General features: G+C 39.2%; 27 protein-coding genes. 7 read left to right on the forward strand and 20 right to left on the reverse strand.

Annotation, left to right across the window (positions count from 1 at the left end):
* Positions 1 to 30 precede the first annotated feature (30 nt).
* The 4 genes from B9A52_RS24400 (at position 31) to B9A52_RS24415 (ending at position 4,236) form a co-directional block, all read left to right on the forward strand.
* A complete protein-coding gene (locus B9A52_RS24400; protein WP_084123683.1) occupies positions 31 to 450 on the forward strand; it encodes a DsrE family protein in 420 nt (139 codons plus the stop codon).
* Between the two features lie 79 nt (positions 451 to 529).
* Positions 530 to 1,357 carry a ZIP family metal transporter gene (locus tag B9A52_RS24405; protein ID WP_084123174.1) on the forward strand — a complete coding sequence of 276 codons (828 nt, stop codon included), beginning with the start codon at positions 530 to 532 and terminating at the stop codon, positions 1,355 to 1,357.
* A 91-nt stretch (positions 1,358 to 1,448) separates the two neighbouring features.
* A complete protein-coding gene (locus tag B9A52_RS24410) occupies positions 1,449 to 3,224 on the forward strand; it encodes an SLC13 family permease (protein ID WP_084123175.1) in 1,776 nt (591 codons plus the stop codon).
* Between the two features lie 19 nt (positions 3,225 to 3,243).
* Complete coding sequence (locus B9A52_RS24415; RefSeq protein WP_084123176.1) at positions 3,244 to 4,236, forward strand: alpha/beta hydrolase; 993 nt, start codon at positions 3,244 to 3,246, stop codon at positions 4,234 to 4,236.
* Positions 4,237 to 4,326: 90 nt separating this feature from the next.
* Here B9A52_RS24415 and B9A52_RS24420 read toward each other — a convergent pair whose 3' ends face one another.
* Both B9A52_RS24420 and B9A52_RS24425 read right to left on the reverse strand, forming a co-directional pair.
* On the reverse strand, positions 4,327 to 5,079 hold the full coding sequence (locus tag B9A52_RS24420; protein ID WP_084123177.1) for an LOG family protein: 753 nt from the start codon (positions 5,077 to 5,079) through the stop codon (positions 4,327 to 4,329).
* 76 nt (positions 5,080 to 5,155) lie between these two features.
* On the reverse strand, positions 5,156 to 6,193 hold the full coding sequence (locus tag B9A52_RS24425) for a DUF481 domain-containing protein (RefSeq protein ID WP_084123178.1): 1,038 nt from the start codon (positions 6,191 to 6,193) through the stop codon (positions 5,156 to 5,158).
* Positions 6,194 to 6,307: 114 nt separating this feature from the next.
* Between B9A52_RS24425 and B9A52_RS24430 the strand changes: the two genes are divergently transcribed.
* Positions 6,308 to 6,940, forward strand: a complete 633-nt coding sequence (locus tag B9A52_RS24430) for a hypothetical protein (RefSeq protein ID WP_157370286.1) — start codon at positions 6,308 to 6,310, stop codon at positions 6,938 to 6,940.
* 124 nt (positions 6,941 to 7,064) lie between these two features.
* Complete coding sequence (locus B9A52_RS24435; RefSeq protein WP_084123180.1) at positions 7,065 to 7,991, forward strand: sugar phosphate isomerase/epimerase family protein; 927 nt, start codon at positions 7,065 to 7,067, stop codon at positions 7,989 to 7,991.
* 25 nt (positions 7,992 to 8,016) lie between these two features.
* On the opposite strand, the gene B9A52_RS24440 is transcribed toward B9A52_RS24435, so the two are convergent.
* The 18 genes from B9A52_RS24440 to B9A52_RS24520 all read right to left on the reverse strand — a co-directional run bounded on the left by B9A52_RS24440 (position 8,017) and on the right by B9A52_RS24520 (position 24,658).
* Positions 8,017 to 8,703 (reverse strand): outer membrane beta-barrel protein, encoded by a 687-nt coding sequence (locus B9A52_RS24440; protein ID WP_084123181.1) that lies wholly within the window; start codon positions 8,701 to 8,703, stop codon positions 8,017 to 8,019.
* Positions 8,700 to 9,365 (reverse strand): hypothetical protein, encoded by a 666-nt coding sequence (locus tag B9A52_RS24445; protein ID WP_084123182.1) that lies wholly within the window; start codon positions 9,363 to 9,365, stop codon positions 8,700 to 8,702. Before B9A52_RS24445 ends, B9A52_RS24440 begins: the two co-directional genes overlap by 4 nt.
* Before the next feature lie 425 nt (positions 9,366 to 9,790).
* Positions 9,791 to 10,084 (reverse strand): chaperone modulator CbpM, encoded by a 294-nt coding sequence (locus tag B9A52_RS24450; RefSeq protein ID WP_084123183.1) that lies wholly within the window; start codon positions 10,082 to 10,084, stop codon positions 9,791 to 9,793.
* Positions 10,071 to 10,991, reverse strand: coding sequence for a DnaJ C-terminal domain-containing protein (locus B9A52_RS24455; protein ID WP_084123684.1), 921 nt, complete (start codon positions 10,989 to 10,991; stop codon positions 10,071 to 10,073). Before B9A52_RS24455 ends, B9A52_RS24450 begins: the two co-directional genes overlap by 14 nt.
* A gap of 525 nt (positions 10,992 to 11,516) precedes the next feature.
* Positions 11,517 to 12,671, reverse strand: a complete 1,155-nt coding sequence (locus B9A52_RS24460; protein ID WP_084123685.1) for a baeRF3 domain-containing protein — start codon at positions 12,669 to 12,671, stop codon at positions 11,517 to 11,519.
* Positions 12,672 to 13,036: 365 nt separating this feature from the next.
* Positions 13,037 to 13,747 (reverse strand): SIMPL domain-containing protein, encoded by a 711-nt coding sequence (locus B9A52_RS24465; protein ID WP_084123184.1) that lies wholly within the window; start codon positions 13,745 to 13,747, stop codon positions 13,037 to 13,039.
* 51 nt (positions 13,748 to 13,798) lie between these two features.
* Positions 13,799 to 14,098, reverse strand: coding sequence for a type II toxin-antitoxin system RelE/ParE family toxin (locus tag B9A52_RS26625; protein ID WP_084123185.1), 300 nt, complete (start codon positions 14,096 to 14,098; stop codon positions 13,799 to 13,801).
* Positions 14,083 to 14,310: a hypothetical protein gene (locus B9A52_RS24475; RefSeq protein ID WP_084123186.1), complete on the reverse strand. Its 228-nt coding sequence runs from the start codon at positions 14,308 to 14,310 to the stop codon at positions 14,083 to 14,085. Before B9A52_RS24475 ends, B9A52_RS26625 begins: the two co-directional genes overlap by 16 nt.
* A gap of 290 nt (positions 14,311 to 14,600) precedes the next feature.
* Positions 14,601 to 15,449, reverse strand: a complete 849-nt coding sequence (locus tag B9A52_RS24480) for a prephenate dehydrogenase (protein ID WP_084123187.1) — start codon at positions 15,447 to 15,449, stop codon at positions 14,601 to 14,603.
* Positions 15,450 to 15,479: 30 nt separating this feature from the next.
* Positions 15,480 to 16,622 (reverse strand): pyridoxal phosphate-dependent aminotransferase, encoded by a 1,143-nt coding sequence (locus tag B9A52_RS24485; protein WP_084123188.1) that lies wholly within the window; start codon positions 16,620 to 16,622, stop codon positions 15,480 to 15,482.
* Positions 16,622 to 17,437, reverse strand: a complete 816-nt coding sequence (locus tag B9A52_RS24490; protein ID WP_084123189.1) for a prephenate dehydratase — start codon at positions 17,435 to 17,437, stop codon at positions 16,622 to 16,624. The genes B9A52_RS24485 and B9A52_RS24490 overlap by 1 nt, the downstream gene beginning before the upstream one ends.
* Before the next feature lie 100 nt (positions 17,438 to 17,537).
* Complete coding sequence (locus tag B9A52_RS24495; protein ID WP_084123190.1) at positions 17,538 to 17,777, reverse strand: hypothetical protein; 240 nt, start codon at positions 17,775 to 17,777, stop codon at positions 17,538 to 17,540.
* Positions 17,778 to 18,211: 434 nt separating this feature from the next.
* The gene (locus tag B9A52_RS24500; RefSeq protein ID WP_084123191.1) at positions 18,212 to 19,447 is read right to left on the reverse strand and encodes a 3-phosphoshikimate 1-carboxyvinyltransferase; all 1,236 of its coding nucleotides are present in this window, start codon (positions 19,445 to 19,447) and stop codon (positions 18,212 to 18,214) included.
* Positions 19,448 to 19,510: 63 nt separating this feature from the next.
* Positions 19,511 to 20,545 carry a 3-dehydroquinate synthase gene (aroB, locus tag B9A52_RS24505; protein WP_084123686.1) on the reverse strand — a complete coding sequence of 345 codons (1,035 nt, stop codon included), beginning with the start codon at positions 20,543 to 20,545 and terminating at the stop codon, positions 19,511 to 19,513.
* A gap of 10 nt (positions 20,546 to 20,555) precedes the next feature.
* A complete protein-coding gene (locus B9A52_RS25775; protein ID WP_157370287.1) occupies positions 20,556 to 20,708 on the reverse strand; it encodes a hypothetical protein in 153 nt (50 codons plus the stop codon).
* A 193-nt stretch (positions 20,709 to 20,901) separates the two neighbouring features.
* Positions 20,902 to 21,999 carry a chorismate mutase gene (locus tag B9A52_RS24510; protein WP_084123192.1) on the reverse strand — a complete coding sequence of 366 codons (1,098 nt, stop codon included), beginning with the start codon at positions 21,997 to 21,999 and terminating at the stop codon, positions 20,902 to 20,904.
* 314 nt (positions 22,000 to 22,313) lie between these two features.
* Positions 22,314 to 23,366, reverse strand: coding sequence for a bifunctional 3-deoxy-7-phosphoheptulonate synthase/chorismate mutase type II (locus B9A52_RS24515; protein WP_084123687.1), 1,053 nt, complete (start codon positions 23,364 to 23,366; stop codon positions 22,314 to 22,316).
* Positions 23,367 to 23,527: 161 nt separating this feature from the next.
* On the reverse strand, positions 23,528 to 24,658 hold the full coding sequence (locus B9A52_RS24520; protein WP_157370288.1) for a TonB-dependent receptor: 1,131 nt from the start codon (positions 24,656 to 24,658) through the stop codon (positions 23,528 to 23,530).
* Between the two features lie 183 nt (positions 24,659 to 24,841).
* Here B9A52_RS24520 and B9A52_RS24525 point away from each other — a divergent pair, with 183 nt between their 5' ends.
* Positions 24,842 to 26,023: a proline dehydrogenase family protein gene (locus B9A52_RS24525; RefSeq protein ID WP_084123194.1), complete on the forward strand. Its 1,182-nt coding sequence runs from the start codon at positions 24,842 to 24,844 to the stop codon at positions 26,021 to 26,023.
* Positions 26,024 to 26,245 lie beyond the last annotated feature (222 nt).

The raw sequence follows: 26,245 nt of genomic DNA on the forward strand, positions 1-26,245 counted from the left end.
TCTACATATCAAAATCCAAAGTATAAAAAAATGCGCTCACTGATTTCTACTTTCTTCCTATTGGTCATTGGTTTACCGGTTCATGCACAGGTGGTTTCTGAAGCTGAACATAGGATCGTATTTCAGCTAGTATCAGGCAATTCAGAAACCCATACGAAATTTCTCAGGCAGATCGACAATATTTTGACAGCAGCTCCTAACTCCAAAATTGAAGTGGTCACACATGGCATGGGAGTCGATTTGCTCAAGGCCAAGGACAATGGTTTTGAACTGGATTTGAAATCCCTGACCGGTAAAGGAGTTAACTTTGTGATTTGCGAAAACACATTGAAACAGAGGAAATTGGAAAAGAATCAATTCCTTTCATTGGCCAATTTTGTTCCTTCTGCAATTTTAGAGTTGGTAATCAAGCAGGAGCAGGGTTGGATTTACATCAAAGCAGGTGATTAAATTTACTTTATAACCCTGACTTGGTTTGAGTTTTATAGTTTATCCGAAAACTTGGATAATTTTGTAGAAAGCATTTTATATGATTGAGCAAATAGAAACTTTGGCCACAGAACTCGGGCCTGTCAAAGCAGCACTTTTTGCGACCATATTTACCTGGCTGATGACAGCTTTGGGGGCATCCTTGGTTTTTTTCTTCAAAACCATCAATAGGGCTGTTTTTGATACCATGCTTGGATTTACGGGTGGAGTCATGATTGCGGCGAGCTTTTGGTCATTATTAGCTCCTAGCATCGCCCATTCTGAAAAAATGTTCCCTACCATGCCTTGGTTACCTGCTGCCATAGGATTTCTTTTGGGCGGATTTTTCATCTTTGGATTGGACAAACTCATGCCCCATCTCCATATCAATTTCAAAAAAGAAGAAACTGAGGGAGTTGCCACCAAATGGCACAGATCTACTTTGTTGCTTTTGGCAATCACGCTACACAATATTCCCGAAGGTCTCGCAGTAGGCATTCTTTTTGGTGCTGCTGCCAATGGCATGGAAGGAGCGAGTATTTCCGCTGCAGTAGCTTTGGCCATTGGTATCGGGATCCAGAATTTCCCTGAAGGATTGGCTGTCGCAGTTCCATTGAGAAGGCAAGGGGTAAGCCGTAGAAAAAGCTTTTGGTATGGTCAACTTTCCGCTGTAGTGGAACCTATTGCCGGAGTTATAGGTGCTGTTGCCGTCATTCATATGCAAAATGTTTTGCCTTATGCGCTTTCATTTGCAGCAGGAGCTATGATTTATGTGGTAGTAGAAGAAGTTATTCCCGAAACGCAGCGGGATAAGTATACTGATTTGGCTACCTTGGGATTTATGTTGGGTTTTGTAGTGATGATGATCTTAGATGTAGGACTTGGATAGAGATTTGTTTCAAGGAATAATAATAATCCTCTGTTTTTCCAACATAGCCAGATTAATTGGTTAAAAGTGGGTGATTTTAAAAAAACTCTGGATGGATTTATATATAGTATTTGGAACTCTTTTATTTGCTTTGATTCTTTTTGCATGGGGAAAATTCAGGCATGACCTTGTAGCTATTACATGTCTTCTGATCCTTACTTTGACCAATATTGTCCCCTATGAAGAGGCATTTATGGGATTTGCCCATCCGGCGGTCATCACAGTAGCTGTTATTTTAATCATCAGCAGGGCACTTCAGGAATCAGGGCTGATTGCTATAATTGGACAGAAAGTCCTGAAAACAGGAGACAACTTTACACTTCAGATTACCCTGCTTTGTATTATTGTCTGTATAGCCTCTGCTTTTATGAACAATGTCGGCGCTTTGGCCATCATTATGCCCGTTGCCATTCATATTGCCAATAAAAGCGGGCACTCTCCTTCCTCCTTCCTGATGCCAATTGCCTTTTCATCTCTCTTAGGAGGTATGATTACCCTCATTGGTACGCCCCCGAATATCATAATTGCCAATTTCAGAAAAAATGAAGTTGGCTATACCTTTTCAATGTTTGATTTTGCCCCTGTGGGCATAGGATTAAGTATATCCGGATTGATTTTTATAATTTTTATAGGCTGGAAATTGCTGCCCAAAAGAATCAAATCCAACAAAGACCCTGATATTTTCAATATCAATGATTACATCACTGAAATAATCATTGATGAGGAGTCCAAATTAAATGGGAAACCTTTGCAGGACCTGATTGAAATTTCTGGAGGGGATCTGCAGGTTTTGAATATCGTCAGAAACAAATACCTGATGCATACCCCTGATATGGGTATGATTTTGAAAAAAGGGGATATAATTTCCATTGAAGCGGATTCTGAAGATTTACAGGAATTCCTCCAAAAGAGTAACACCAATCTGATAGCAGGTAAAGAAGACCTTAAAAACCTGATCGGCGGAGAAGACATCTCCAATGTGGAGGCAGTTGTCATGGCAGATTCTAGTATTATCCAACAAACGGCGGTAAGTCTGAGTATGAGAAACCGCTACGGAATCAATCTGCTTGCCATATCAAGACAGGATAAAAAAATCAAAAAGAGATTGGACCATGTTCCATTCAAAACGGGAGATGTACTTCTTTTGCAGGGAAATACCAAAAAAATAGCTGAAACTTTGAAGGATATCGGCTGTCTTCCTCTGGCCGATAGGGGGTTTGACATTGGCAAACCAAGAAAAATCATTATTCCGATTTTGATATTTTTGGTATCCATAGGGATGATCATTCTGGATTGGATGCCGGTTCACATAGGCTTTACCCTGGCAGCTGTAGCTTTGGTTTTAAGTAAAACCCTCAAATTGAAAGACGTTTACAGCAGGATAGATTGGCCGGTAATTATTCTTCTTGGTGCACTGATGCCTATTGGGGATGCCATGGAAAGTAGTGGGGGGGCAGACTTAATTGCAAAGAAAATTTTGCAACTGAGCAATTTATTTCCCCCTGAAGCAGCAGTAGCATTACTGTTTATAGTCACCATGCTGCTTTCGAATGTTATCAATAATGCGGCGACGGTAGTTTTGATGGCCCCCATTGGACTTAGTATGTCCCATGTAATGGAATTATCTCCTGACCCATTTCTGATGGCAATTGCAGTTTCGGCCTCTGCAGCCTTTATGACTCCCATCGGACACCAATCCAATACTTTGGTGATGGGGCCAGGGGGCTATACTTTCAGGGATTATTTCAAAATGGGACTCCCTATGTCTATTCTAATTATCCTTATCGGAATACCGCTTATTTTATATTTCTGGCCTTTGTCGAAATGAAAATATCAACAAAAAGAGCATGATGATTTTAAAACGCATACTGATTATTTTGATCACATTCTTAGCAATCATTTTTCTTGCTTTCAAACTATCTCCTTACCCCTCTATTTGGATAATTAGATATGCTTTTAACAAAGAGGCTGTCAGAATCAATAAAGAACTGGAAAAGTTTGTTCCTGCCAATATTGAATCGATAAGCAATCTCCATTATGATGAAAATGACAATGATGCTTTTTTGGATGTCTATTTCCATCAGGATTCTGTCAAAAAGGGCAGGAAATTACCAATTATTGTTTGGACCCACGGCGGAGGGTTGATTTCAGGAGACAGAAGTCAAGTTGGTAATTATTGTAAAATTCTGGCCTCAAAGGGCTATGTAGTGGTGGCCATCGATTATACCATAGCCCCCGAAGCAAAATATCCTACTCCTATCCAACAACTCAATAAGGCATTGGAATTTATTACTTTAAATGCAGCGCAATTCCATGCTGACAGCTCATTTTTTATTTTGGCAGGAGACTCGGCCGGTTCTATGATTTCGGCAGCTACTGCCAATATTATAAGCAGTCCTGAGTATGCACAAATTACCCAAGTTCAACCCTCCATAAGCCCTGATCAATTGAAGGGTTTACTCCTGTATTGTGGGATTTATGAAATAGACAACCTAAAAACCGAAGGAGTATTTGGTTCATTTCTACAATCAGCCACTTGGGCTTACTTTGGAAAAAAAGACATTTCAAATGACCCGTACGCTAAGAGCGCTTCAGTTACAAATTTTCTGACAGATTCTTTTCCTCCTACCTTTATTTCAGCTGGCAATAATGATCCTTTATTACCCCAATCAAGACTGTTAGCTGAAAAACTTTCGGTTTTAAATGTAGCTATAGATACTTTGTTTTTTCCTGAAAATCATGAACCTCCATTGGGACATGAATATCAGTTTACGCTTAATGAGGAAGGTAAACTCGGTTTAGAGAGATCTACAAGGTTCTTGGAGTCCATAGCCAAATAAAACCCCCTCCCTGTTTAAATTCATTAAATGGGTTTGTAAGAAGACTTGACCTAATTAAACCCGTTGATTTAATGGGTGAGTTTCAGTTTTTTATTTTTCTCCCAATACAGCGGAAGGTTCGACAAGCGGTTTCCTTTTAAGTCCATAACCCTCAATGGCATATTTTATGAGATGTGCTTCCATTTCCTCCAAGGAGTCTGTCAATAAAAAAAGCTCTAAATCCTCTTTGTTGATTGTGCCATACTCAGCAAGGTGCTTTACGTATTCATAAAGGTGTTCATGAAAATCACTGCACATCAATACTACCGGAAAGCGTCTCATCACTTTGGTTTGTATCAAAGTCAAGGCTTCAAAAAACTCATCCAAAGTACCGAACCCCCCGGGCATCACCACAAATGCAAAGCTATATTTGGAAAGCAGCACCTTGCGGACAAAAAAGTATTTAAAGTCCATCCATTTATCCAAATAGGGATTCGGATGTTGTTCAAAAGGAAGTATAATATTACATCCAACGGATTTCCCACCAACGTTTTTGGCACCTCTATTGGCAGCCTCCATGATACCCGGTCCCCCACCGGTCATCACTGTAAAACCCATTGAGCTAACCTTCTCCCCTACTTTGACAGCCAATTGGTAAAATTTATCCTTTTCTTCAAACCTTGCAGAACCGAAGACAGTGACGCAAGGCCCAACAAAATGCAGCATCCTGAATCCTTTGATAAACTCCAACAAAACTTTGATGATGAACTTGAATTCCTTCCATCTTGTCTGTGGTCCTGCATAGAATGCTTCTTCTTCAGGATTGACCAAGGGCGAGAAATCTTTTATTTGCTCTTTAATCATATCGATCGATTTTTAATTAATTATTTACACGGGCAAGTGAATTGATAGTCTTATAAAAAGATCACATTTCACCAAATCATTTGAACTTGTATCCAATATTTAACACAATACCATAGTCAAAGTTCGTTGTACTTCCTTCCAAAGCCTGACTATCATAATTGGAATAAAACTGAAGGCCGAGATTCAGATTGTTTATCACCTCCCAATTGATATTTGCATCGCCATCAAATCTTTTTCTGCCATTTTGATTCAAACCCAAAAATGCTTTTGGAAAAAAAGTAAAGGAAAGATTCGGAGCGGCATAATGAAAATAAGACAACTTATACTGGAGCGGGATTTCGAATAGATTGCCGGTGCTGTTTCCCTCAAGGCTTCTCTCCTGGTTCATTACTAGTCCTGAACTCAATATGCCCTGAAGATTGCTTTTGTATAAAAACCTTCGCCCGAAGCCTAGAACTTGCTGAAGACGGCTGGCCAAACCTAATTCTATATTTCTTTGGTAATTAATCCCCAATCCTACGACCAAGACTGAATTTAAATTATAGAAGGTACCCAAACCTACAGATTCCCTATCGCGAGTTTTTTCTCCCTGATTATTCGTGAAAATAAATGAACCTGTAAAATTTACCTGGTATTTATCTTCAGTAAATCTCAAATTCCAATCAAAATTCGTCCTGCCAATATCACTGGATTTGGTATAAGAATAACCGGCCGAAACAGTCCCTTTTATCTTTTTCACAAATCTTTTTTCAAGTGACACCAGGTTATAAATGTCCACAATGGGATAGGGTTTTTCTACAAAACCATCATCCACAATAACCTCTCCATAGGTGGTTGATGGTTTCAATATTCCAAAATAAACCTTCTGATCTATGGTCTCAATGCGATAGGTACTCTTTGCTGCTTTGATGGTTTTGATCTTGTGATATCTTACGTTTTGTACAGAAAGATCAAGGTCATCAAATTCAATAACCCCCAAGGCTATGCTGTTCAACTTACCCACCATAATCTGTCCGTTTCTGAGATAGAGCGTATCCTGTTCCTGAGCAATCGTTTGGAAGCCTGAAAAACAAAAAATAACAAAAATAGACAAGTAGAAAATCTTCCAATTCATGTGGCTATAAAATGATTTGTATAGGTATTCAAAGGCAATGATGATATATTTATTTTGGTAAATTTACTAATTTCAGGCCGGAATTAAGAATCACGAATCTAACAAAAATCAAATATGAAAAAGCATAATTTAATTTTAAGTCTATTGACGATTATCATGGTGTCTACCATGATTGCCTGTTCACCATCCACTAAAATAGTAGGATCATGGAAAAGTCCTGAAATAGGAGATAAAAAATACAATGACTTGTTTATTTTAGCTTTGACGGACAATTTTATCAACCGCAAAACTTTTGAGGAAGATTTTTCTGAAATTCTCGCAGGAAAAGGAATCAAAAGTCTCAGCAGCGTAAATGTGCTTGATCCGGGTACCAAAATGCAAAACATCAATGAAGATCAGATTGCCGCAATCATTCAAAAAGAAGGTGCAGACGGTGTCATCACCATGGGAGTGATAGATCAGACCTCTGAGACAAGATATGTCCAAGGCTCTGCCTATCCTACAGGAGGATATCGCTTTAGGGGATACTATGGATATTATGGGGGAATGGCTTACAGTCCGGGCTATTACACTACTGACAAATCTTATTTTATTGAAATCAAACTTTTTGATGTGAAATCAGGTGATATGATTTGGTCTGCCCAATCGGAAATCACCAATCCCGGCAACCTGGAATCCACCGCCATGACATTTTCGAGAGTAGTTGTGGAAAGAATGATGGAAGACGGTGTTTTGCCAACTAATTGACATCCCATTTATCCTTAGAAACCAATTTCTTTAGAGCCACTGATCAGCAGTGGCTTTTCTTTTTTCTAGGGAGAAAAGGATTTTCAGATTAGGATATTTAATTTTAAGAAAAATCCAAAAGCTAATGGACAGAAGAAGATTTTCAAAAATAGCAGCTATTTCCATCCTGGGAACCAGTGCGTCTCCCCAAATTCCCGTTTGGTCAAAGTCCCCTAGTTTCGAAAGTTTCCGGCTTGGCGGACCTGTTTTTGAAAAATATGATTCTCCCGAAGCTTGGGTTTTGGCTCTCAAAAAACTTGGATACCGGGCGGCTTATTGTCCTGTAGGCCTGAATGCCAAATCCGATGACATCAAAGCTTATGAAAAAGCTGCCAAGGATGCCGATATCCTTATCGCAGAAGTCGGTGCCTGGTCCAATCCTATCAGCCCCGATCCCAAAATGGCGAAAGAAGCCTTTGAAAAATGTACTGCTTCTTTGGAACTTGCAGATAAGATCGGTGCAAAATGCTGTGTCAATATTGCAGGATCCCGGCATAGGGAAAACTGGTCAGGACCCCATCCGGATAACTTTTCAGATGAAACCTTTGAAATGATTGTGGAAACCACAAGAAAGATCATTGATGAAGTAAATCCAACCAGGACATTTTTTACCTTGGAGGCCATGCCATGGATTTTTCCCGAATCCCCTGATGCCTATCTACGTCTGATCAAAGCCATAAACAGAAAATCCTTTGCCGTACATCTTGATCCAGTGAATATGATGGTCAGTCCGGAGGTATTTTTCCGCAATGGAGAATTGATTAAGGAAAGTTTCAAAAAGTTGGGTCCTTATATCAAAAGCTGCCATGCCAAAGACCTGATCCTCAAGCAGGGAACTTATATGCCCCAATTCGACGAAGTCAGACCGGGTATGGGGGCTATGGATTATCGTGTTTTTCTGACCGAACTGAGAAATTTCCCTGAAATCCCTTTAATGATGGAGCATTTGCAGACCGCGGAGGAATATGAGGCAGGGGCGGATTATATTAGGAAAGTGGCGGGGGAGATGTGAATTTTAATTTTATATCCCCCTTTTTCTAAAAAATGAAATTAATTCCAAGTTGGAAATCGGAACCAAACTTAAAACTAAAAGTTTGTGTCGATGAAATTTGTTGCCACTCATTGAGGCTATTTTGCCTACTTTTGGTTTCACTTGCGCTGAATCCCATCAGTGGCATGTTCATTTCAATGGAGAGATTTTTAAGAATGCGATAGTGAATTCCAATTGCCAGATCTGCTTCATATTCCCGATAGTTTTCATCCTCTTTTTGGATATCATTATTATTTACCCGGTTCCTTTCGGAAGTATATCCACCCATTCCGATTCCAGTCTCTACAAAAATTTGAAAATTCTTCTCCAAATTAAAAAACCGCCTTCCAAAAACTCCAAATCCTGTTGAGGTCAGATATTGACCATCCAATCTCTCATTGAATTCATCTGGAATATATTCACTGTCAAAACGGTGTCTTTTGAATATCCCTTCCACACCTACCATCCAATGATCCCTGAGCATATAACCTAAGCCAGGAGAGAGGGTATAGGTTTTAAAACTCCTATTTGATATAGGATAGGAAGTAAGTGAATTATCATCCATAGCATAATGGTTGGAACTATAATTTATTCCCGCATTTCCCCGAAGAAACCATGACCCCTTTTCCATTTGTGCCCAACTAGCCTGTGCTGTTGTTGCCAGCAATACCAATATCAGTAACTTTATTTTCATCGTTTGTTAATAAAAAAGTTGATCCCTAAAAAAATTGATGTGGTGTTGATCCCGAATTGAAAATTATGCCTGCTGTCACTTGATTCAACGTTGGGTTGATCTTCCCTGCTGACTTCGTAAGAATACGAAATGGGGCTTATCAAGGCTTCTATCGCAAACCATTTTTTTGGAAAATAAGAGATACCACCATAGCCTCTGATTCCTAAGCCATTTGTGTTATATTTTCGTTCTCCGATAATCTGATTTGAGATTTCATAAAAATTTCTATGAAAATAGTTGATATTCCCCTGGGCAAAAAAGTAAACCTTATCTGTAATTGAAAAGTATTTCCTGGTAATCGCGCCGATACCTATTATTTGTGACTTTTGCCTGAAAATGAGTTCGTTGGTATTTTGCAAATGATTGGTCCAATTATATCCCTGATACGAAACGTTCATTCCAACCAACAAATCCTTTTTCACAAATTTCCCAACTTGGGGAGAAATGCTATAGCTTAGGTATTTATACAAGTTTTTATTTGTGGTAGTGGGCTCTGATTGACTATCATGATTGATACTAAAGTTCAGTGTTCCTCCCAGCATCCAATCCCCTTCATCAGTTTGGGCTGCCAAAGATTGAATTAATCCTGAAGTTAGGAGAATAAATAGTAGTTTTAGTTTCATGGCACAATAAAACATTGCTTTTGCCTTAAAACAAAACAATAGTTACAATTTATTTTGAGGCAGGCTGAAGCCAATATTCAAAAAAAATGAGTCTTAGCCACTGATGAACATTCTCTCAAATGGAATTGGGCGGCAGCGGTCCCTTATCTTAGCCAAAGAAGTGAAAGAGACGAGGTATTTTTTAAAAACTGAACTTTGGAAAAGAGCCAAAAGGTACAAAGTAAAAAAACTAATCAAACTAAATGACTTTTGAATATAAGGAGGGAAAGTGAATTTCGGGACAAAGGAGTTTGAATTCCTTAACTTACTTTTCAAAAATCAATGATTGTGGAAGCATAAGAAGAAAGGATTTTTTTGACTTGAAACGCATTGTCCTAAAATCCTTAAATCAGCCTAATATTTTATTTAAAATAAGCAAAAACCTTTCACCCCTCCCATTTCCTCAACCTTCTTTTTAGGGTCAGATTATCCTCTTGCAGTTTTTCAATCTTATTCAAAAGATCGATCACTATCTCCACTCCATTTGGGCTGAGTTCCAAATCCTTGTACAGCCGGACCATCCGTTCCAATTGGCCAAGTTTCTCTTCTTCCAGATACAATTCTGATTCCTCTTCTACGACTTCGACCAATCCCAATTCCTGAAAAGAAAATATCAGCTTTGACTCAATATGGTGATATTGACAAAAAGTGGAGATGGCAATATATTTAGTCTCTTCCATGATTTCTGATGTTTGACAGTTGTGTGAACAATTCCTTTTCTTTTTCTGAGAGCGATTTGGGAATCTCCACCTGATAGGTGATATACAGATCTCCAAATTTACCTTCCTGCCTATACACAGGAAAACCTTTCCCCTTTAGCCTGACCTTGGTATCGTTTTGAGTACCGGGACTGACTTTGAGTTTTACCTTGCCATCCATGGTAGGAACTGTGATTTCTCCTCCCAAAACAGCCTTATAAAGATCCACTTCGACCTTTTTGTACAAATCATTTCCTTCCCTGACAAACTCGGTATCATTTTGGACGACAAAGGAAATATACAGGTCACCTTTCGGCCCCCCATTTATACCCTCACCGCCGTAGCCACGGATTTTAATGGTTTGCCCATCTTCCACTCCGGCTTGAATCGTCAGCCTTATATTTTTGCCATTCACCGTCAGCGTCTGCTTATGTGTCCTATACACATCCGAAAGCTTCAAGTGCAGTTCTGCTTTGTAATCGGAGCCTTTATACCTCACCCCTTCCCTACCTGAACTTTGAAAACCACCGGAAGCACCTCCACCAAACATGGAACTGAAAAAATCAGAAAAATCCTCTTCTGTAAAATGGCCTGAATATGCCCTGCTACTGCCCTGCCCACTTGGGCGGGATTGCCTGCGCCCACTTTTTTCAAACTCCTCGGCATGCTTCCAATCCTTTCCATATTGATCGTACTTTTTCCTTTTTTCCGGATCACTCAGCACCTCATTGGCTTCATTGATCTGCTTGAATTTGGTCTCTGCTTCCTTGTCATTGGGGTTCAGGTCAGGATGGTACTTTCGGGCCAACTTTCGGTAGGCTTTTTTGATCTCATCGGCTGAAGCTTTTTTATCAATTTCCAGAATCTTGTAATAATCAATGAATTCCATATTTTCCCACAATAAAAGTTTGTTTTCACTCTTTCTTTCCGATTTCAATTTAATTCAGATTGGCGGAAAAATCCAGTAAAAAGAGGTTATTAAAAATGGCAGAATCTTGTAGTGGAGATTTTTTGTATGCCTAGCGGTTTAGCGGAAAGTGCAGTTAAAGAATTAGGCTAATTCCTTTTGATCAACCAATACATGAAAGGTCCAAAAGATAATCAGCGAGACCATTTTTCCATACCCAGATTTAACTCTTGCTGAGTGTATATGGAAAAATTTAATGCTATTACTAAAAGATTAAAAAAACACCATTCATATTTCTAATAGTAAAATCTGAAAATAGTCTTGAATAAAATGTTATGGAAGTATCAAGAAAAAGTGCTGGCCAAGGGTTCAAACCTTTTTGATTTGAACTCTTGGCCAGCACTTTTTCTATTGTGACTAACATTAGTTAAATTAAAGAAACTTATTCTTAAGGACTATTCTTCCTGATTTAACTTTTTGAAGCAACTTTTTAAAGTTGAGGAATGATCAATACCGATAAATCGCAGCCAATCCGGTTTCAGTAGGAATTTTCTCCGCAGGCATCATGATGACTTTACCTCCCATTTTAAGAACCAGTTCACCCATATCGTCCAAAAGATCATCCACTCTTGGATTATCAATATCTTTTTTCTGGGTATTCCCTGTCTCCAAGTTGGTTATCCTTGCCGCAATCACTTTATCAGATTCCAACAACAAGGTATCAATTCTGCCTTCTACTGCCGCAATGGCCAATTCTTTATAATCATCACTGCCCTTTCCGTCAGCTCTAGCCTGTTCAAATTTCTCCACCCATAAATCCAATGTCTTTTGGTATTCAGGTTCCATGACCTCCCAGGCCAATTCTATCAATTTCTCTTCTGAAACTGATTTTGGATTAACTTTAATGCCATGGGACAGAAGCAAGGGATTTTCATTTAACTTCTGAAAAAGATTATGGTGTTCTGGAAGGGCCGCCAAAATGAGGGGCAATCCCGAAGGTTTTGAGTAGTTCTCATGTATGGCCTTTCCGATTTCTCTGAAAAAGCGTTCGGCATCAATGTCTGTTTCTTCTTTTTTTCCCCCATGACCATGGCGCATCACAGAACTTTCCCCACTTGTGCCTCCATAGGAAGCAACTGTAGTATGTTTGTCAGTCAGTTCATATCCAAGCGCCTCTTCTATGGTTTTTGGAACAGCCGCCATCAGATCAACTTCAGTAAGATAATGTCGGTTACCTTCATATAAGGATATATCATGCAGGCTTAAGCCCAAAACGTGAAAACGATCTACGGATTGCAGGTACTTCCGAAGTGGTTTGGTGTGAAAACTATCTGCTACAATGGCGAGTGGTTCTACCGGGATCTGCAATTTCACAATTTCCATGACGCTGGCTGAACTGAATATTGCCAAACCCTCAAGTGTCATGTTCCAAATTTTGGGATCATCGATCAGTTCCTCCAATGGCGCTATAAATTCATTGGTTTCATCATTCGAATATCTTTGAAGTAAGGAAGTCTGTATTTCTTTCAGGAGATTTTTATATCTGATCGGATCCTGTTGGTTTTCGGGATGGCTTCTGTGCGTTGGCATGTAAATGGAAATACAGGGTTCTTCATTTTTTGACAAAAGCTGCTGAACCAATTTTTCAGTAAGTAATTTCATGGGATTTGGCATTTATTTCAATAAATGGTGATAAACAAAAAATAAAGTTGAATTCCACAAACCTAATCAGACCGCTAACAGTAACTGTTACATTAATTTTCATAATTATTACATAATTCCTAAGCGGCTCTCTAATGAACATTACTCAAGAAATACCGGAATTATTTTTGAATGTTATCAATACAAAAAAATAAAAAACCCGCCTTCTTTTCGAATGCGGGTTTTTATTTCAATTTCTAAACTCTAATAAAGATGACTGTAATCTATTCAAACCTTGATCAAAATATCAGGGCCAACTTCAGACTTCCTAATTCAAGCAAAAAGTAAATCAAATTAAGTTTTTGGTAAAATCGATATCTTAATATTTACTTTTTAAATGTAAATGACACCAATACCTTATCAGTCAGCTTCTGTTCCTCAGGACTGAAGGTGGGTTCCTGACGGGATTCTGCCATATCCATTGCCATCATGGTTTTTGCCTGTCGCATTACAGGATAAAGGTTGTTACCTCCAGAAGTATAGTTCACTCTATAAACCTGAATATTCTGTATTCCCAATGATTTGGCTATAATATCGGCTTTTGATCTTGCATCTGCTATAGCCAACTCAAGTAATTTCTGCTCCGAAGATTTGCGTACATTATCAGAGATATTGAATTGGATATTAAAACCCATGTCCGCTGTTTGGTGCAGGCTTTCGGTGATTTTGACCAGGTCTTTGTCAATGTTTCTTACCCTAACTTTAATATTTTGGGAAGCCACGTAGCCACTGTCTTTGGAAGTTCCTTTAGCATATACCCTATTCACACTGACATAGTAATTGTCGACTGTAAAGTCGTAATCCTTTACCTTGGTTTTTTTCAGGGCATCTTCGATGGATTTTGTTTTCTTGTTCAAAGCATTGGTTACATCTGCGACCTTCATGGCCTTTTCCATCAAATTAAGATGAATAATGGCTTCATCGGGCATAATGCTGATTTCACTGGTACCTTCCACATCAATCAATGGAATATTTTCCTGGGCGAAGACTGAAACAGCAGATAGTAAAAACAGGGCTGTGATTAGTAGCTTTTTCATAATATTGGTTTTTTATTATTTAACGGTAGATTCAAAATTTGGGCCAGTTTTTTATGAAAATGGATTACCCTCAGGGTCTTGTCTCATATCCCAAAAATTCAATATGACTAATTGACCTTTATAAATTCCGTAAATTATTTTAAAGTATTTCAAAAAATTCAAGCTTCTCACCCCAGGGATTTCAGACTCCTTTCCAATCAAAGGATTCTCTAGGATAAATAGAATCCTTTGATCTAATTCTTCCTTGATTTTGATAGGGTACGAGTAACTTTGGGTCCTATTTTTCCAATAATCCAGAACATTAAAAAATTGGTCTTCAGCCTCATCTGTCCAGATTACTCTTTCATCCATTTTTCAAACCTGTTATCAATTTCTTTCTGTGTCTTTACTTTGCCTGTTACAAACTGGTCTTTAGCCTTCAATATAGATGACATTTGCTTGTCTGAAAAAACAGCATTGTCTTCTTGAATTTCTTTTTCAAGGAATTCAAAAATTCTACCTAATAGACTATCATCATCAGTCTGCTCGATCAGTGTAATTATTTTTTCTTTTAAAGTTTCCACTATTAATTCTTAAGCCAATTTGTTGTTTGAATATACGGAATTCTGGCACTAGACAAAATTATAACAATCGTTTATTTTCAATCATATAACTAGGTTGTCTAATATAAATGGCTAACCCATTTAAATAGGATTGATGTTCTATAGATTTTGGTCAAAACTTAAACCAGTTTTTTCAGGATTCAGTTTTCAGAAGGAATTAAAGGGAGTTAGGATACCCTGCTAACTGAGAACTACTGCAAACTGAGACTGCCCACTGCAACTGAAAACTACCTACTGCCCACTGAGACCGCCTACTGCCCCAAATCCAAAATATCCCTGATCTTATTCACTTTTCCCATTTCATTGGCCAACCCTTCATAGTCATCGGCAATGATTTTATCTCTGAACTTGGAAAGACTTGCAATGTAAAGACTCATGGCATCCAAGATGTTCTTCTTATTTTCCTCCATTATCGGTGCCCACATCGCAGGTGAGCTTTTGGCCAAACGTACTGTGGACGCAAAGCCTGAACCTGCCATATCGAAGATATTTTTTTCATCTTCCATTTTATCCAACACCGTTTTCCCCAACATAAATGAAGAAATATGGGACAAATGGGATACGAAAGCCAAGTGCCTGTCATGTTCCTCAGGATCCATAAAACGTAACTTCATATTGAGTGCCTCCAAAATCTCGTAGGCCATTCCTTTGAGATGAATATTGGTTTTTTCCATCTCACAGATGATAAATACTTTTTTGTCCAACAGATTTTCCTGAGCCGCTTTTGGCCCTGAATACTCCGTACCTGCAATGGGGTGACCTGCCAAATACTGCTCTCTTTTGGGATGATCCGCTACAGATTTACAAAGGGCCTCTTTGGTTGATCCAAAATCCATTACCAAGGTATTTGGACCTATTTCATCCAAAGTTTTGACTAAAAGTTCAGATAAGGTATTTGCCGGTGTAGCCAAAACAATCACATCTGTATCCATATCGGGTTTTTCTTTGGCTTCCTCAATGATTCCCAAGGCTATGGCGTCTTCCTGGTTTTGTGAATTTGAATCGTATCCAGTGAATTTGATTTCAGGTTTTGCTTTTTTAAGAGCCAAAGCAAATGAACCTCCCAAAAGACCAAGCCCGATGATGTGTATTTTTTTCATGTTTACAAAAGTAATAGTATGGTTAGATGATTAAATTCTATTGATAGCTTCTTGGATAGCTTTTTCATGTACACAGAGAGAAAACCTTACATACCCTTCTCCTGCCTTACCAAACACATGGCCGGGAGTGACGAAAATATGATAAGTATAAAGTAGGCTGTCCACAAATTGATCTGAACTTTGTCCTTCGGGCAGTTTGGCCCAGACAAACATCCCTGCTGTGTCTTTCTCACAACTCATGCCCAACTTTTCGACCAAATCCCAAACGAGTTTTCTCCGCTCTGAATAAGTTTTGTTTAATTGCTGATACCAATCTCCACCCAATGCCAAAGCTGCAATCGCTCCTTCCTGTATCCCCAAAAACATGCCGGAATCCATATTGCTTTTCACTTTGGTGATAGCTTGAATCCATTCAGCTTTTCCTGCAAGCATCCCTATCCGCCAACCTGCCATATTGGAAGTTTTACTCAGGGAGTTGAGCTCCAAGGCAATCTCTTTGGAACCTTCAATCTGAAAGATGCTTTTTGGATTGTCTTCCAAAATGAAACTGTAAGGATTATCATGGGCAATGATGATATTGTATTTTTTGCCAAAGGCTATCAGTTTTTGAAACAAATGAAGATCAGCCTTGGCTCCGGTAGGCATGTGGGGATAGTTTACCCACATGATTTTGACCTTGCTTAGATCCTGTTTTTCCAATTCTTTAAAATCAGGATACCATTTATTTTCAGCCTTCAATGAATAATAAATCGGAGAGGCACCCAATAATTTTGCTACAGAAGTATAGGTGGGGTATCCAGGATCAGGGATCAATACTTCATCCCCTTCATTCAGAAAAGTCATGGAAACATGCATGATGCCTTCTTTGGATCCTATGAGTGGAAGAATCTCCGTTTGAGGCAATAATGATGCCTGATAAAATTTGAAATAAAATTCCGCAAATGCCTTTCTCAAGGCAGGAATCCCTTGATAATTTTGATAACCGTGGGATTTGGGAAGAGAAGCTGTTTTGTATAAAGCCTCCACTACTGTCAGATGTGGTGGTAAGTCAGGACTGCCAATTCCCATGTTGATAATGGGCTTCCCTTCAGCTATCAGTTGATTGACTTCTTTGAGTTTTTTGGAAAAATAATATTCCTCAACTTGAGCAACTCTTTTTGAAAAAGACACCATTATTTCCTGTTTAGGTATTCCCCAAAGATTTTGACCTCCCCAAAATTATTGTTTATTTCTTGAATTGCATTTTGAAAAGCAGCATAATCATCAAATTGTGTATCTATAAAAAATGCATATTCCCAAGGTTTTTCAATAACCGGTATGGACTGGATTTTGCTGAGGTCCAAACCATAGTCGCTCATCATGGTAAGCAATTTGGCCAAAATTCCTTTGGAGTTTTTTACTGTAACTTTGATAGATGCTTTATTGGGCACAAAATCCAAATTCACATTATCTTTTTGGAGGATGATAAACCTAGTGAAATTATTTTTGACTGTCTGTATGTCTTCGGCCAATATTTCCAAGTCATAGATTTTTGCAGCTGTTTTACTGGCAATAGCCCCGATTCCGGAAAGCTTTTCTTCTGAAATTCTTTTGGCTACCGAAGCCGTGTCCACATCATCAATCAATTGGATGGCAGGATGGTTTTCAAAAAACTTTTTGCATTGCAGCAGGGCCATAGGATGGGACCTGACTTCCAAAAGGTTATTAATCTCTCGGCCGGGCAATGCCATCAGATTGTGTGAAATGGGCAGGTAATATTCATCTTTAATCCGGAGATTGTACCGGTCTATCAATTCGTAATTTGGAAGGATAGCTCCTGCAATTGAATTTTCTATGGCCAAAACCCCAAATTCCGCTTCCCCTTTACTGACACTTTTGGCAACTTCCTCAAATATCCGAAATCCCAAAATCCCTGCATCCGCCCCAAAAACATTGAGTGCCACCTGATGGTGAAATGAACCGGGAATTCCTTGTATTGCGATTTGCATTTAGGCTAATTATTTTATGGTAGAATTAGATTAACATCCTGAATTCTCTCAAAATGCTTTCTTCTGAAATAATCAAAAAGTACAGAAGTATCCAAGCAAATTATTCTGCTCTCCATTTGTTGATTAAATCTCTTGCTTCCGATATTTTCTCCAACTCTTCTTTAGAAAGCGTCGGGCCCTGTAAAAGCAGTTCCCTTAAAATTTCACTTTTCCTTTTTCTCTGATCCATTTCCAAAGTTTTTTGATCGAGAAGGACTTTGACCTCTACCAATTCATCAGGTTGAAGACTATTGATGATCTCCTTTAATTGATCTATATTTTTTTCTAATGACACACCCATATCTAAATATACGGAAATTTACATTTTTGATTCTAATTTTGTGTTTAACAACCTTCTAGTATTTCTTGACTATTGGTTCTAAAATCTCGCATCCCCATTACTCGGGGCAATCCTTTACCTTCATCCCTCATCCTTTATCCTTCATCCTTTCCCCACTTATTTCTTGGCTCTCATCTTTCCCTCTTCATACATCCCCCTCGTCCTTCACGAGATTGCCACGTCGCATGGAGGACTATTAAAATATCCAAGTTCTCTAATGCTCCTCGCAGTGACAGTGTCTCAACCTTCATCCCTCATCCTTTCTCCTTCATCCTTTACCCCCTTCATCCTTTCTCCTCTTGGTTCTTGATTCTTGATTCTAATCTCTCGCTTCTCGCTTCTCAACCCTTCCCTTCAGGAAAAACCTTCGAGGTCAAAAAAAGACCTCAAAGGTTTCAAAGTCTTGTATCTTGTGTCTTGCGTCTTGCATCTATCAAAGCAACATGCTTCCAAAAACTCGGATAAGATTTATTGACTACTTCCGGGTCTTCAATAAAGACGTTGGTCTTGGTCATCAACGGCATAAAGGCCATGGCCATTCTATGATCATCATAGGTATGGATCCGGACTTCATGGGGCATTTGAACCGATGGAATCAAAGTAAACGCTTCATTTTCACCCTCCACTAATTCAGCATTGAAGCTTGCCAATTCCTGCTGCAAAGCATAAATCCGGTCGGTTTCTTTGATCCTAAGGCTTTCAAGACCCGTTAATGTAGTTTTCTGACCTATAATGGCGCAAGTCACCGCAACGGTCTGGGCCAAGTCCGGGCAATGGGTAAAATCCCAAGAAGCCAAGCCTTTCACTTTTTGTTTGGTCAATTTTACACCACCCGCTTTAAACTCACTTTTAACGCCTAACCTGTCCATAATATCCACAATGGCTGAATCTCCTTGCAGACTGTTTTCTTTCAATCCCTCCAAAAACAACTCGCCTTTATCCGCACAGGCCAAAAGACTGAACCAATAGCTCGCTCCTGACCAATCGCTCTCTACTGAAAAAGCAGTAGGTTGATAGGACTGATTCGGAATTTTAATCTTGTTATCTTCCCAAGTATAGTTGATCCCAAATTGCTTCATCAACTGCAGGGTCATCTCTATATAAGTTCTTGACCCAACTTTTCCTTCCAATGTAATCTCCAAACCTTTTGGAAGCAAAGGTGCTATCATCAGCATGGCTGAAATATACTGGCTGCTGACATCACCTCGGATGGTCACTTGATCATTCACTTGTTCCGGCATACCATGAATTGCCAAAGGCGGAAATCCTTCTTTGTTCATATAATGAATTTCTGCCCCAATATGCCTTAAAGCATCCACCAAAATCCCAATGGGCCTTTCGCACATTCTTGGGGTGCCGGTCATGACTTTATGCTGGTTGGTTACCACTGCATAGGCAGTCAAAAACCGCATGGTGGTACCCGCATCCAAGACATCAAAAATAGCCGGATTCTGTTTGAGCAAACGAATCATGGTCTGTGTGTCTCTGGCTTCCGCCAAGTTGGTGATGGAATTTTCACCAGCTGTCAAGGCATCAATTATCAAAACCCTGTTGCTTTCACTTTTCGAGGAAGGTAAAGGGATTATTGTTGATTGAAATGAGCTGATCTGTTGTAAATATTGGGCAATCATTCGGTTTGATGTTAATTTAAATTGGGTGTGGTATTTTCTTTCTGGAATTCAGGTCGCATCTGATTATAGGTCTCTATAATAATGGAAAGAGTCAAAAATCTCCTCCACAGTCACATTGAAGTTGTATTCACATTTACCAATTTGGGTCAATAAGGAAAAATTGAGGGTTTTTCCTTCATTTTTTTTGTCCTGGCTACAGAGGGCGACTATGGCCGGAATATCTTCGACAGGGAAATCAAATTTCCCGAATACATCCATCAGCATTTTATTTATGATCTCCAATTCAGATTTTGAAAGACCTGATTTTTTGACTGATAGATAGGATTCACAGATCATCCCGATAGCAATGGCTTCCCCATGCAACAAGTGTCTGTCTGAATCCAGATAATAAGATTCAAAAGCATGCCCAATCGTATGGCCAAAATTGAGTATTTTCCTTAATCCGGATTCTTTGGGGTCCTTTTGAACCACCTCCTTTTTGATACTCACTGACTTTTCAATGATTTCTCTCCAGTTCTGCTTTTCCCATCCTTCTGCTTTGAGACATCCAAAATAATTGGCATTTCGAATCAATCCATGTTTGATTACTTCTGCATAACCCGACCTTAATTCCTCCTTAGGCAGGGTCTTTAGAAATACTTCAGAAATCATCACCGCTTCCGGTTCTGCAAAGACACCAATATGATTTTTGAAACCGTTGAAATCCACTCCCAATTTACCACCAACACTGGCATCGACCTGAGAAAGCAAAGTGGTGGGAATATTGACAAATCGTACACCCCTTTTATAAGTCGCTGCGCAAAATCCGCCCATATCCCCTGTGACACCACCACCAAGGTTGATGATCAATGCTTTACGGTCAAAGGCTTCATCTGTCATCCATTGCCAGATAGCAGTACATGTCTCCAGGTTTTTGTGGGTTTCTCCTGCCGGAAAGGAATACTGAGAGAACCCTCCGGGTAAGTTATCCTTTATGAGGGGCAGGCAAAGTTTTTCAGTATTGGTATCTGTGATGACCCCTAACTTGGAAAAGCTATGATTTGCCAGATAGCTCTTGAGATCTTCGGCTATGGTATTGGAAAATATGATTGATTCCAAAATGTTTTTTTTAATGTTTATCTGCTTCTTTGCCAGTAACCCAATATTCTTCAAAATACGTGACGGAAGACCGAAGTCGGAAGACCGATGTACCGGTCATTTCAGTCTCTTGGTGAGAATTATATTGAATTACCATTTTACTGGCATCAATGCGTACATACATATTTTTATTTTTAGCAATTTTACAATTCAAAGTAAAAGTACGGAAATACCCAGCTAGATATTCCTATCCAACCCAGCAATCCGTACTTCATTTATCATTGAAACTTCACGACTCTCAATAAGCTTCATCCCACATTGTCACTGTTCTTGGTCCCAGATACTTTGTACTTGGTACATCGTACTTGGTACATTCCTCACTTCTTCACCGCAGCCGCTTCTCTCAACTGCTTCTCCTGTCTTTTGACAGACTCTTCATGGATACAATAAAGCAATTCCTTCATGAATTTTTCGCTGAGGTTTTTCTCCACACCTTTTTGGGTCCGGGATTCCATCACATATTTCCATCTGTCCGATTGGAATACGGTCAGGTGATGTTCTCTTTTATAAGCACCTACCTGATCGATCAAGGAGAACCTTTCCTGTAGAATATCCAACAATTGATCATCCAAGTGGTCAATGGCATTTCTCAGGTCGTTCAATCTTTCACTCGGGTTTTCTGCGCCTAGCGTATCTTTAAAGTCAATCTGGGATAATATATTTTTCAAAGCGGCGGGAGTTACTTGTTGCTTTGCATCAGACCAAGCGTTATCCGGGTCATGGTGTGTCTCGATCATCAAACCATCCAAGCCAAAATTGATGGCCCGCTGCGCTGTTTCCAAAATACCTTCCCTGTTTCCAACGATATGGCTAGGGTCATTGATCACTTCCATACCTTTCCACTCTCTTTTCAAGTGAATGGGCATTGACCAATTGGGCTTATTACGGAATCTTTTGTCATAAGAATCTGAAAATCCTCTGTGAATAGCGGCCAACTTATTGATGCCCACGGCATGCAATCTTTCCAAGGCGCCTATCCAAAGCTGGAGATCCGGATTCATGGGGTTTTTGACCATTACGGGAATATCAACTCCTCTTAGCGCTTCAGCAATTTCCTGTACGGCAAAAGGATTGACCGTAGTTCTTGCTCCAATCCAAAGCACATCAACTTTATGTTTAAGTGCCATCTCCGCATGGGCGGCATTTCCTACTTCCGTGGTAATGGGGATATTAAGGTGATGTCTGACTATTTCCATCCATTTGAGACCATCTTCTCCAATGCCTTCAAACATCCCGGGTCTTGTACGGGGTTTCCAAATACCTGCACGGAACATGCTGGGAATCATATTTTCCTTTTTCATGTCTATGCAGACTTTTTCGATCTGTTCAGGGCTTTCTGCACTGCAGGGACCGGCTATGATGACATGTCCTTCAAGTCCTAATCCCCAGTCTTTGGTTTGTAAGTGATCTTTCATGATTGTTGAAATTGGTTTAAAATAAAAAACCCGACTCTTTCGAATCGGGCTCTTATATGGTTTGAATTTTTTAATTTTTTACCAGACAATAGGCAGCTCCGATTCGACCTTGAGGACGAAAGTAAAAGTAAAAGAAGGTAAAATATGCGAAGGCTGCGATTAACATGTTCCAAATGTAAAAGCCACTATTTTAAAAACAAATTAATTTTTGAATATTTTTTTGAATTTTCTTCAATAAATTTCAAACTCCTTGTGAATCCGGGAATTGAAGTACAATAATTATCTCAATACCAAATATTATTCTGAAAATTTAATCAGCGTATTTTAGGCTGTTCATTTCTTTCCTGTACTTCAGTTTGCTTTTTAATGGATTCTGTATGGATCAGCTGGAAAAGATCTCTGGCAAAATCAGGATTGAGTCTGAGTGCCTCTGCCCATTCCGGCCTAGTCTCAAAAACTTTCTTCCACCTTTCCATTTGAAAGACCGCAACATTATTTAATTTTTTATATTCTCCAGCTTTCTCGACCAAACTCATTCTTCTGCTCAGTATTTCCAGCAGCTCCCTATCCACATCATCAATCTGTTCCCTGATCAAATCCAACTGCGACTGCAATAGCGGATTGTCAACATCCACCTTTCTGGTTTTCAAGGTCCGTAATAACTGTCCCAAATCAAGCGGGATTAGTTGTTGGGCGGCATCGGACCAAGCATTGTCAGGATCAATATGAGATTCGATCATCAGCCCATCAAAATTCAGATCCAAAGCCGTTTGGGCTATCTGAGGAATTAAATCCCTTCTTCCACAAATATGGGAAGGGTCATTGAGCAAGGGGATTTCAGGGAAATAGGTTTTCAATCCCAGAGGAATTTGCCACATGGGGCTATTTCTGTAAGTTTTGTCGTTGAAATTTGAAAAGCCTCTGTGGATAGCTCCTAACTTTTTTATCCCCGCATGATGAAATCTTTCCAAAGCCCCGATCCATAAAGCAAGATCTGCATTGACCGGGTTTTTGATCAATACGGGTATATCAATCCCTTTGAGACTATTGGCAATTTCTTGTACTGTGAAGGGATTTACAGTCGATCTAGCTCCTATCCAAAAAATATCAATTCCAAATTTAAGCGCCTCCTCCACGTGTATTGGAGACGCAACCTCTATGGCGAATTTGACCTTATATTTATCTTTGACTTCTTTGATCCAGGGTAATGCTTTGCTGCCCACTCCCTCAAAACTATTGGGACGTGTTCTTGGCTTCCATACTCCGCCCCTGATGACTTTAACTCCTTCATTCACCAAGGCCGCAACCGTCTGATCCAATTGCCCCGGAGTTTCCACACTGCAAGGACCAGCAATATAAAGAGGCATCTCCAGACCCAAATCCCAATTTTCTACTGATAAAATATCCAAGTCATTTTAAGTTTTATAACGATTATCCATTAATTTGATTGAAAAGCTGAATAGCTGATTGAAATAGGATAATCATAAAGTTACACCCTTCTAACACAAAAACTGATGCACTTGTTGGACTATTTGAAAATTGAATAGCCCAAAGTCCATTCAAAGAAATCTGCTCTACCTTTATGGGCTTTGATGGTAAGTCCGGTAAAGAGATTGTTATTGAATCTATATCTCAAGCCGATTCTTTGGTAAAACCAATTCCATTCTCCATTAAAATCATTTCTATGCAAATAAACACCCACACCCATGGGTGCGTACAGGTTTTCAGTTAAAAGCCATTCCCATGATCCAAATAAAGCAAATGAATTGGCATCCCAAAAAGCCGATTCTCTAGGCTCTACAACTCTTGATTCCCAATTTCCAGAGTAAAAGTGCTCCAATCCCAAACCAAACCTATACTTGTAGGAAAACTCTCTGAGTACATGTATTCCTGTACCCAGCTTAAAATTGTTATCATCACCCACGAAATATTCCTTCACCCCGGGAGCAACATGAAAATGAATAGCGGTTCTGCCTTGGTGTTCAGGTATTTCGATATCTGAATAGTCTTTGTCATCTTCTCTCGTCAATTTATATTGTAGCCCCAAGGAAAAAGGAAATAAATTTATTCCAGAATTCGGCAAACTGGATGCTCCATTGGAAAAGTGCTTAAAACCAAAAGTCGATGAAATCGCAGTCCTTTCACTGATACTGTAAGCAGCCCTGAAACCGAGATGTGCATAGACATTTCTATATGATCCAATAAAGACATTGATCGGATTTTCCACAGGGTCAAAGGGATTGAAATTATATGACAAGCCATAGGAAGCAAAATAACTGAACTTTATCGCTTTGTTATTGGGATAGCTAAACGGCATATTCAAAAAGAAATAAATTGCATTGGGTTCTCCTACATTGGCATTATGAAATGTTGCGGAATAAAAACCAACACCAAAAGTAGGAAACCTATAAAGCTTTGAATACAGCGTCTCTGATCCCCTTCGAAAACCCAATCTGGCATCTATCCCAAAATAAGTTGAGCTGTTTCTGACTTGTTCACCAAAATCGGTTCCATTTCCCAACATGGGCCCACCTTCTGCACTGATATCCAAGTATTTTATGAATTTAGGAGAATCTTTTTTTACTAAGGTACCGTCTTGTGCTGGTAAAGTGAAAGAAATAAAAACCAATAAGGTCAATAATAAAATGGATTTTTTCATTTCAAAAGTTATTATAAACACTTCAATGAATTCAAATGGAAATTTTTCGTGAGGGTAAAGCATTAATCAGAAAGCAAATATATTGGTGATTTGCAGTGAAACAAAAACTGCCTTTTCTTTTACCAAACAAATACTACCCCCATGGAGTTTTTTTGATATATTTGCGCCACAATTAGAGCTCCTATGCCAGTCAAACCCACTATTTCTTTCGAGAACCTGGAAATTGCCTTTGCTTCCAAATCAAATAAAGATTTAAAGAAAATGTACTTCATATTTGCAACCATCAACAACAATTTGGCGGTAAGTGTGGGCACCAAAATGGCCAATTGGGCTTTTGCTTTAAAATTGCCCATCAAGGGCATTATGAAGAAAACTATGTTCGGTCATTTTTGTGGTGGAGAAGATATAGAAGATTGTCAAAAAGCAGTGGATGACCTTGCTAAATTTAAAATTCATGCCATACTCGACTATTCAGTTGAAGGCAAGGGAGATGAGGCAAGTTATGACGCTACCAAAAATGAAATCCTAAGGACTATAGCAAGATCTGCAGGAGATGATAATATTCCTTTTGCAGTTTTCAAGGTAACCGGTTTAGGAGATTTCCGCCTCATGACCAAAATCCAAGGGGGAAAAAAACTGAATGAAAAAGAATCAGCTTCCTTTGAAAAATTAAAAAACAGGGTGGATACCTTATGCCATGCTGCTTTCCAAGCCAATACAAAAATTCTGGTCGACGCAGAAGAATCTTGGTTCCAGGATGTCATTGACCAAATGACCTATGAAGCCATGGAAAAATACAACCAAAACTCATGCATTGTATACAATACCTATCAGATGTATAGGCATGACAGTTTGGAAAGATTGAAGAAAGCCCATCAGGTGGCCACCGAAAAAGGATATATCCTTGGTGCAAAATTGGTCAGAGGGGCTTATATGGAAAAGGAAAGAGAAAGAGCAGAAGAAAAAAAGTATAATAGCCCTATCCAACCTACCAAAGAAGCTTCCGACAGGGATTATAATGATGCCTTGAGATTTTGTGTGGAAAGGATTGAAAGTATAGGCCTGGTATCCGGTTCACACAATGAACTAAGTAATATCCTGCTGACCGAATTGATATCAAAATTTGGTATCAAGCCCAACGATGATAGGGTTTACTTTGCCCAATTATATGGGATGAGCGATAATATTTCCTATAATTTGGCCAATGCTGGATATAATGTGGTTAAATACGTTCCTTATGGTCCTGTGGAAAAGGTCATGCCTTACCTTTCAAGAAGGGCTGAAGAAAATACATCTGTTGCAGGTCAAAGCAGCCGGGAATTTGATTTGGTGAAGCGGGAGATTGCAAGGAGGAAGAAAAAGTAATTTTGACAAATACCTGGTTATCAATGCTCTCTGGAACTAATGTCCGATGACCGATGTGAAATCCCAGTTAAAAAACATTTACTCTGGTGTCATTTGGTCAAAACAGTTTTCATTTAGAAAATTGTTGCTTGCCTGGCGGCAAACAGGGAAGTCGGGTTACTGTTGTGAAATCCTTTATTTGAAACATTCTTTTCAGTATTGAGGTGGTCAAACTTAATACCG

Origin of the sequence: Aquiflexum balticum DSM 16537 (assembly GCF_900176595.1) — a bacterium.
GTDB lineage: Bacteria > Bacteroidota > Bacteroidia > Cytophagales > Cyclobacteriaceae > Aquiflexum > Aquiflexum balticum.

What these genes read in the sequence shown, in the direction of transcription:
- B9A52_RS24400 (WP_084123683.1), top strand. Translation starts at nt 31, where the DNA reads ATGCGCTCACTGATTTCTACTTTCTTCCTATTGGTCATTGGTTTACCG.
- B9A52_RS24405 (WP_084123174.1), top strand. Translation starts at nt 530, where the DNA reads ATGATTGAGCAAATAGAAACTTTGGCCACAGAACTCGGGCCTGTCAAA.
- B9A52_RS24410 (WP_084123175.1), top strand. Translation starts at nt 1,449, where the DNA reads ATGGATTTATATATAGTATTTGGAACTCTTTTATTTGCTTTGATTCTT.
- B9A52_RS24415 (WP_084123176.1), top strand. Translation starts at nt 3,244, where the DNA reads ATGATGATTTTAAAACGCATACTGATTATTTTGATCACATTCTTAGCA.
- B9A52_RS24420 (WP_084123177.1), bottom strand. Translation starts at nt 5,079, where the DNA reads ATGATTAAAGAGCAAATAAAAGATTTCTCGCCCTTGGTCAATCCTGAA.
- B9A52_RS24425 (WP_084123178.1), bottom strand. Translation starts at nt 6,193, where the DNA reads ATGAATTGGAAGATTTTCTACTTGTCTATTTTTGTTATTTTTTGTTTT.
- B9A52_RS24430 (WP_157370286.1), top strand. Translation starts at nt 6,308, where the DNA reads ATGAAAAAGCATAATTTAATTTTAAGTCTATTGACGATTATCATGGTG.
- B9A52_RS24435 (WP_084123180.1), top strand. Translation starts at nt 7,065, where the DNA reads ATGGACAGAAGAAGATTTTCAAAAATAGCAGCTATTTCCATCCTGGGA.
- B9A52_RS24440 (WP_084123181.1), bottom strand. Translation starts at nt 8,703, where the DNA reads ATGAAAATAAAGTTACTGATATTGGTATTGCTGGCAACAACAGCACAG.
- B9A52_RS24445 (WP_084123182.1), bottom strand. Translation starts at nt 9,365, where the DNA reads ATGAAACTAAAACTACTATTTATTCTCCTAACTTCAGGATTAATTCAA.
- B9A52_RS24450 (WP_084123183.1), bottom strand. Translation starts at nt 10,084, where the DNA reads ATGGAAGAGACTAAATATATTGCCATCTCCACTTTTTGTCAATATCAC.
- B9A52_RS24455 (WP_084123684.1), bottom strand. Translation starts at nt 10,991, where the DNA reads ATGGAATTCATTGATTATTACAAGATTCTGGAAATTGATAAAAAAGCT.
- B9A52_RS24460 (WP_084123685.1), bottom strand. Translation starts at nt 12,671, where the DNA reads ATGAAATTACTTACTGAAAAATTGGTTCAGCAGCTTTTGTCAAAAAAT.
- B9A52_RS24465 (WP_084123184.1), bottom strand. Translation starts at nt 13,747, where the DNA reads ATGAAAAAGCTACTAATCACAGCCCTGTTTTTACTATCTGCTGTTTCA.
- B9A52_RS26625 (WP_084123185.1), bottom strand. Translation starts at nt 14,098, where the DNA reads ATGGATGAAAGAGTAATCTGGACAGATGAGGCTGAAGACCAATTTTTT.
- B9A52_RS24480 (WP_084123187.1), bottom strand. Translation starts at nt 15,449, where the DNA reads ATGAAAAAAATACACATCATCGGGCTTGGTCTTTTGGGAGGTTCATTT.
- B9A52_RS24485 (WP_084123188.1), bottom strand. Translation starts at nt 16,622, where the DNA reads ATGGTGTCTTTTTCAAAAAGAGTTGCTCAAGTTGAGGAATATTATTTT.
- B9A52_RS24490 (WP_084123189.1), bottom strand. Translation starts at nt 17,437, where the DNA reads ATGCAAATCGCAATACAAGGAATTCCCGGTTCATTTCACCATCAGGTG.
- B9A52_RS24495 (WP_084123190.1), bottom strand. Translation starts at nt 17,777, where the DNA reads ATGGGTGTGTCATTAGAAAAAAATATAGATCAATTAAAGGAGATCATC.
- B9A52_RS24500 (WP_084123191.1), bottom strand. Translation starts at nt 19,447, where the DNA reads ATGATTGCCCAATATTTACAACAGATCAGCTCATTTCAATCAACAATA.
- B9A52_RS25775 (WP_157370287.1), bottom strand. Translation starts at nt 20,708, where the DNA reads ATGTATGTACGCATTGATGCCAGTAAAATGGTAATTCAATATAATTCT.
- B9A52_RS24510 (WP_084123192.1), bottom strand. Translation starts at nt 21,999, where the DNA reads ATGAAAGATCACTTACAAACCAAAGACTGGGGATTAGGACTTGAAGGA.
- B9A52_RS24515 (WP_084123687.1), bottom strand. Translation starts at nt 23,366, where the DNA reads ATGCCTCTTTATATTGCTGGTCCTTGCAGTGTGGAAACTCCGGGGCAA.
- B9A52_RS24520 (WP_157370288.1), bottom strand. Translation starts at nt 24,658, where the DNA reads ATGAAAAAATCCATTTTATTATTGACCTTATTGGTTTTTATTTCTTTC.
- B9A52_RS24525 (WP_084123194.1), top strand. Translation starts at nt 24,842, where the DNA reads ATGCCAGTCAAACCCACTATTTCTTTCGAGAACCTGGAAATTGCCTTT.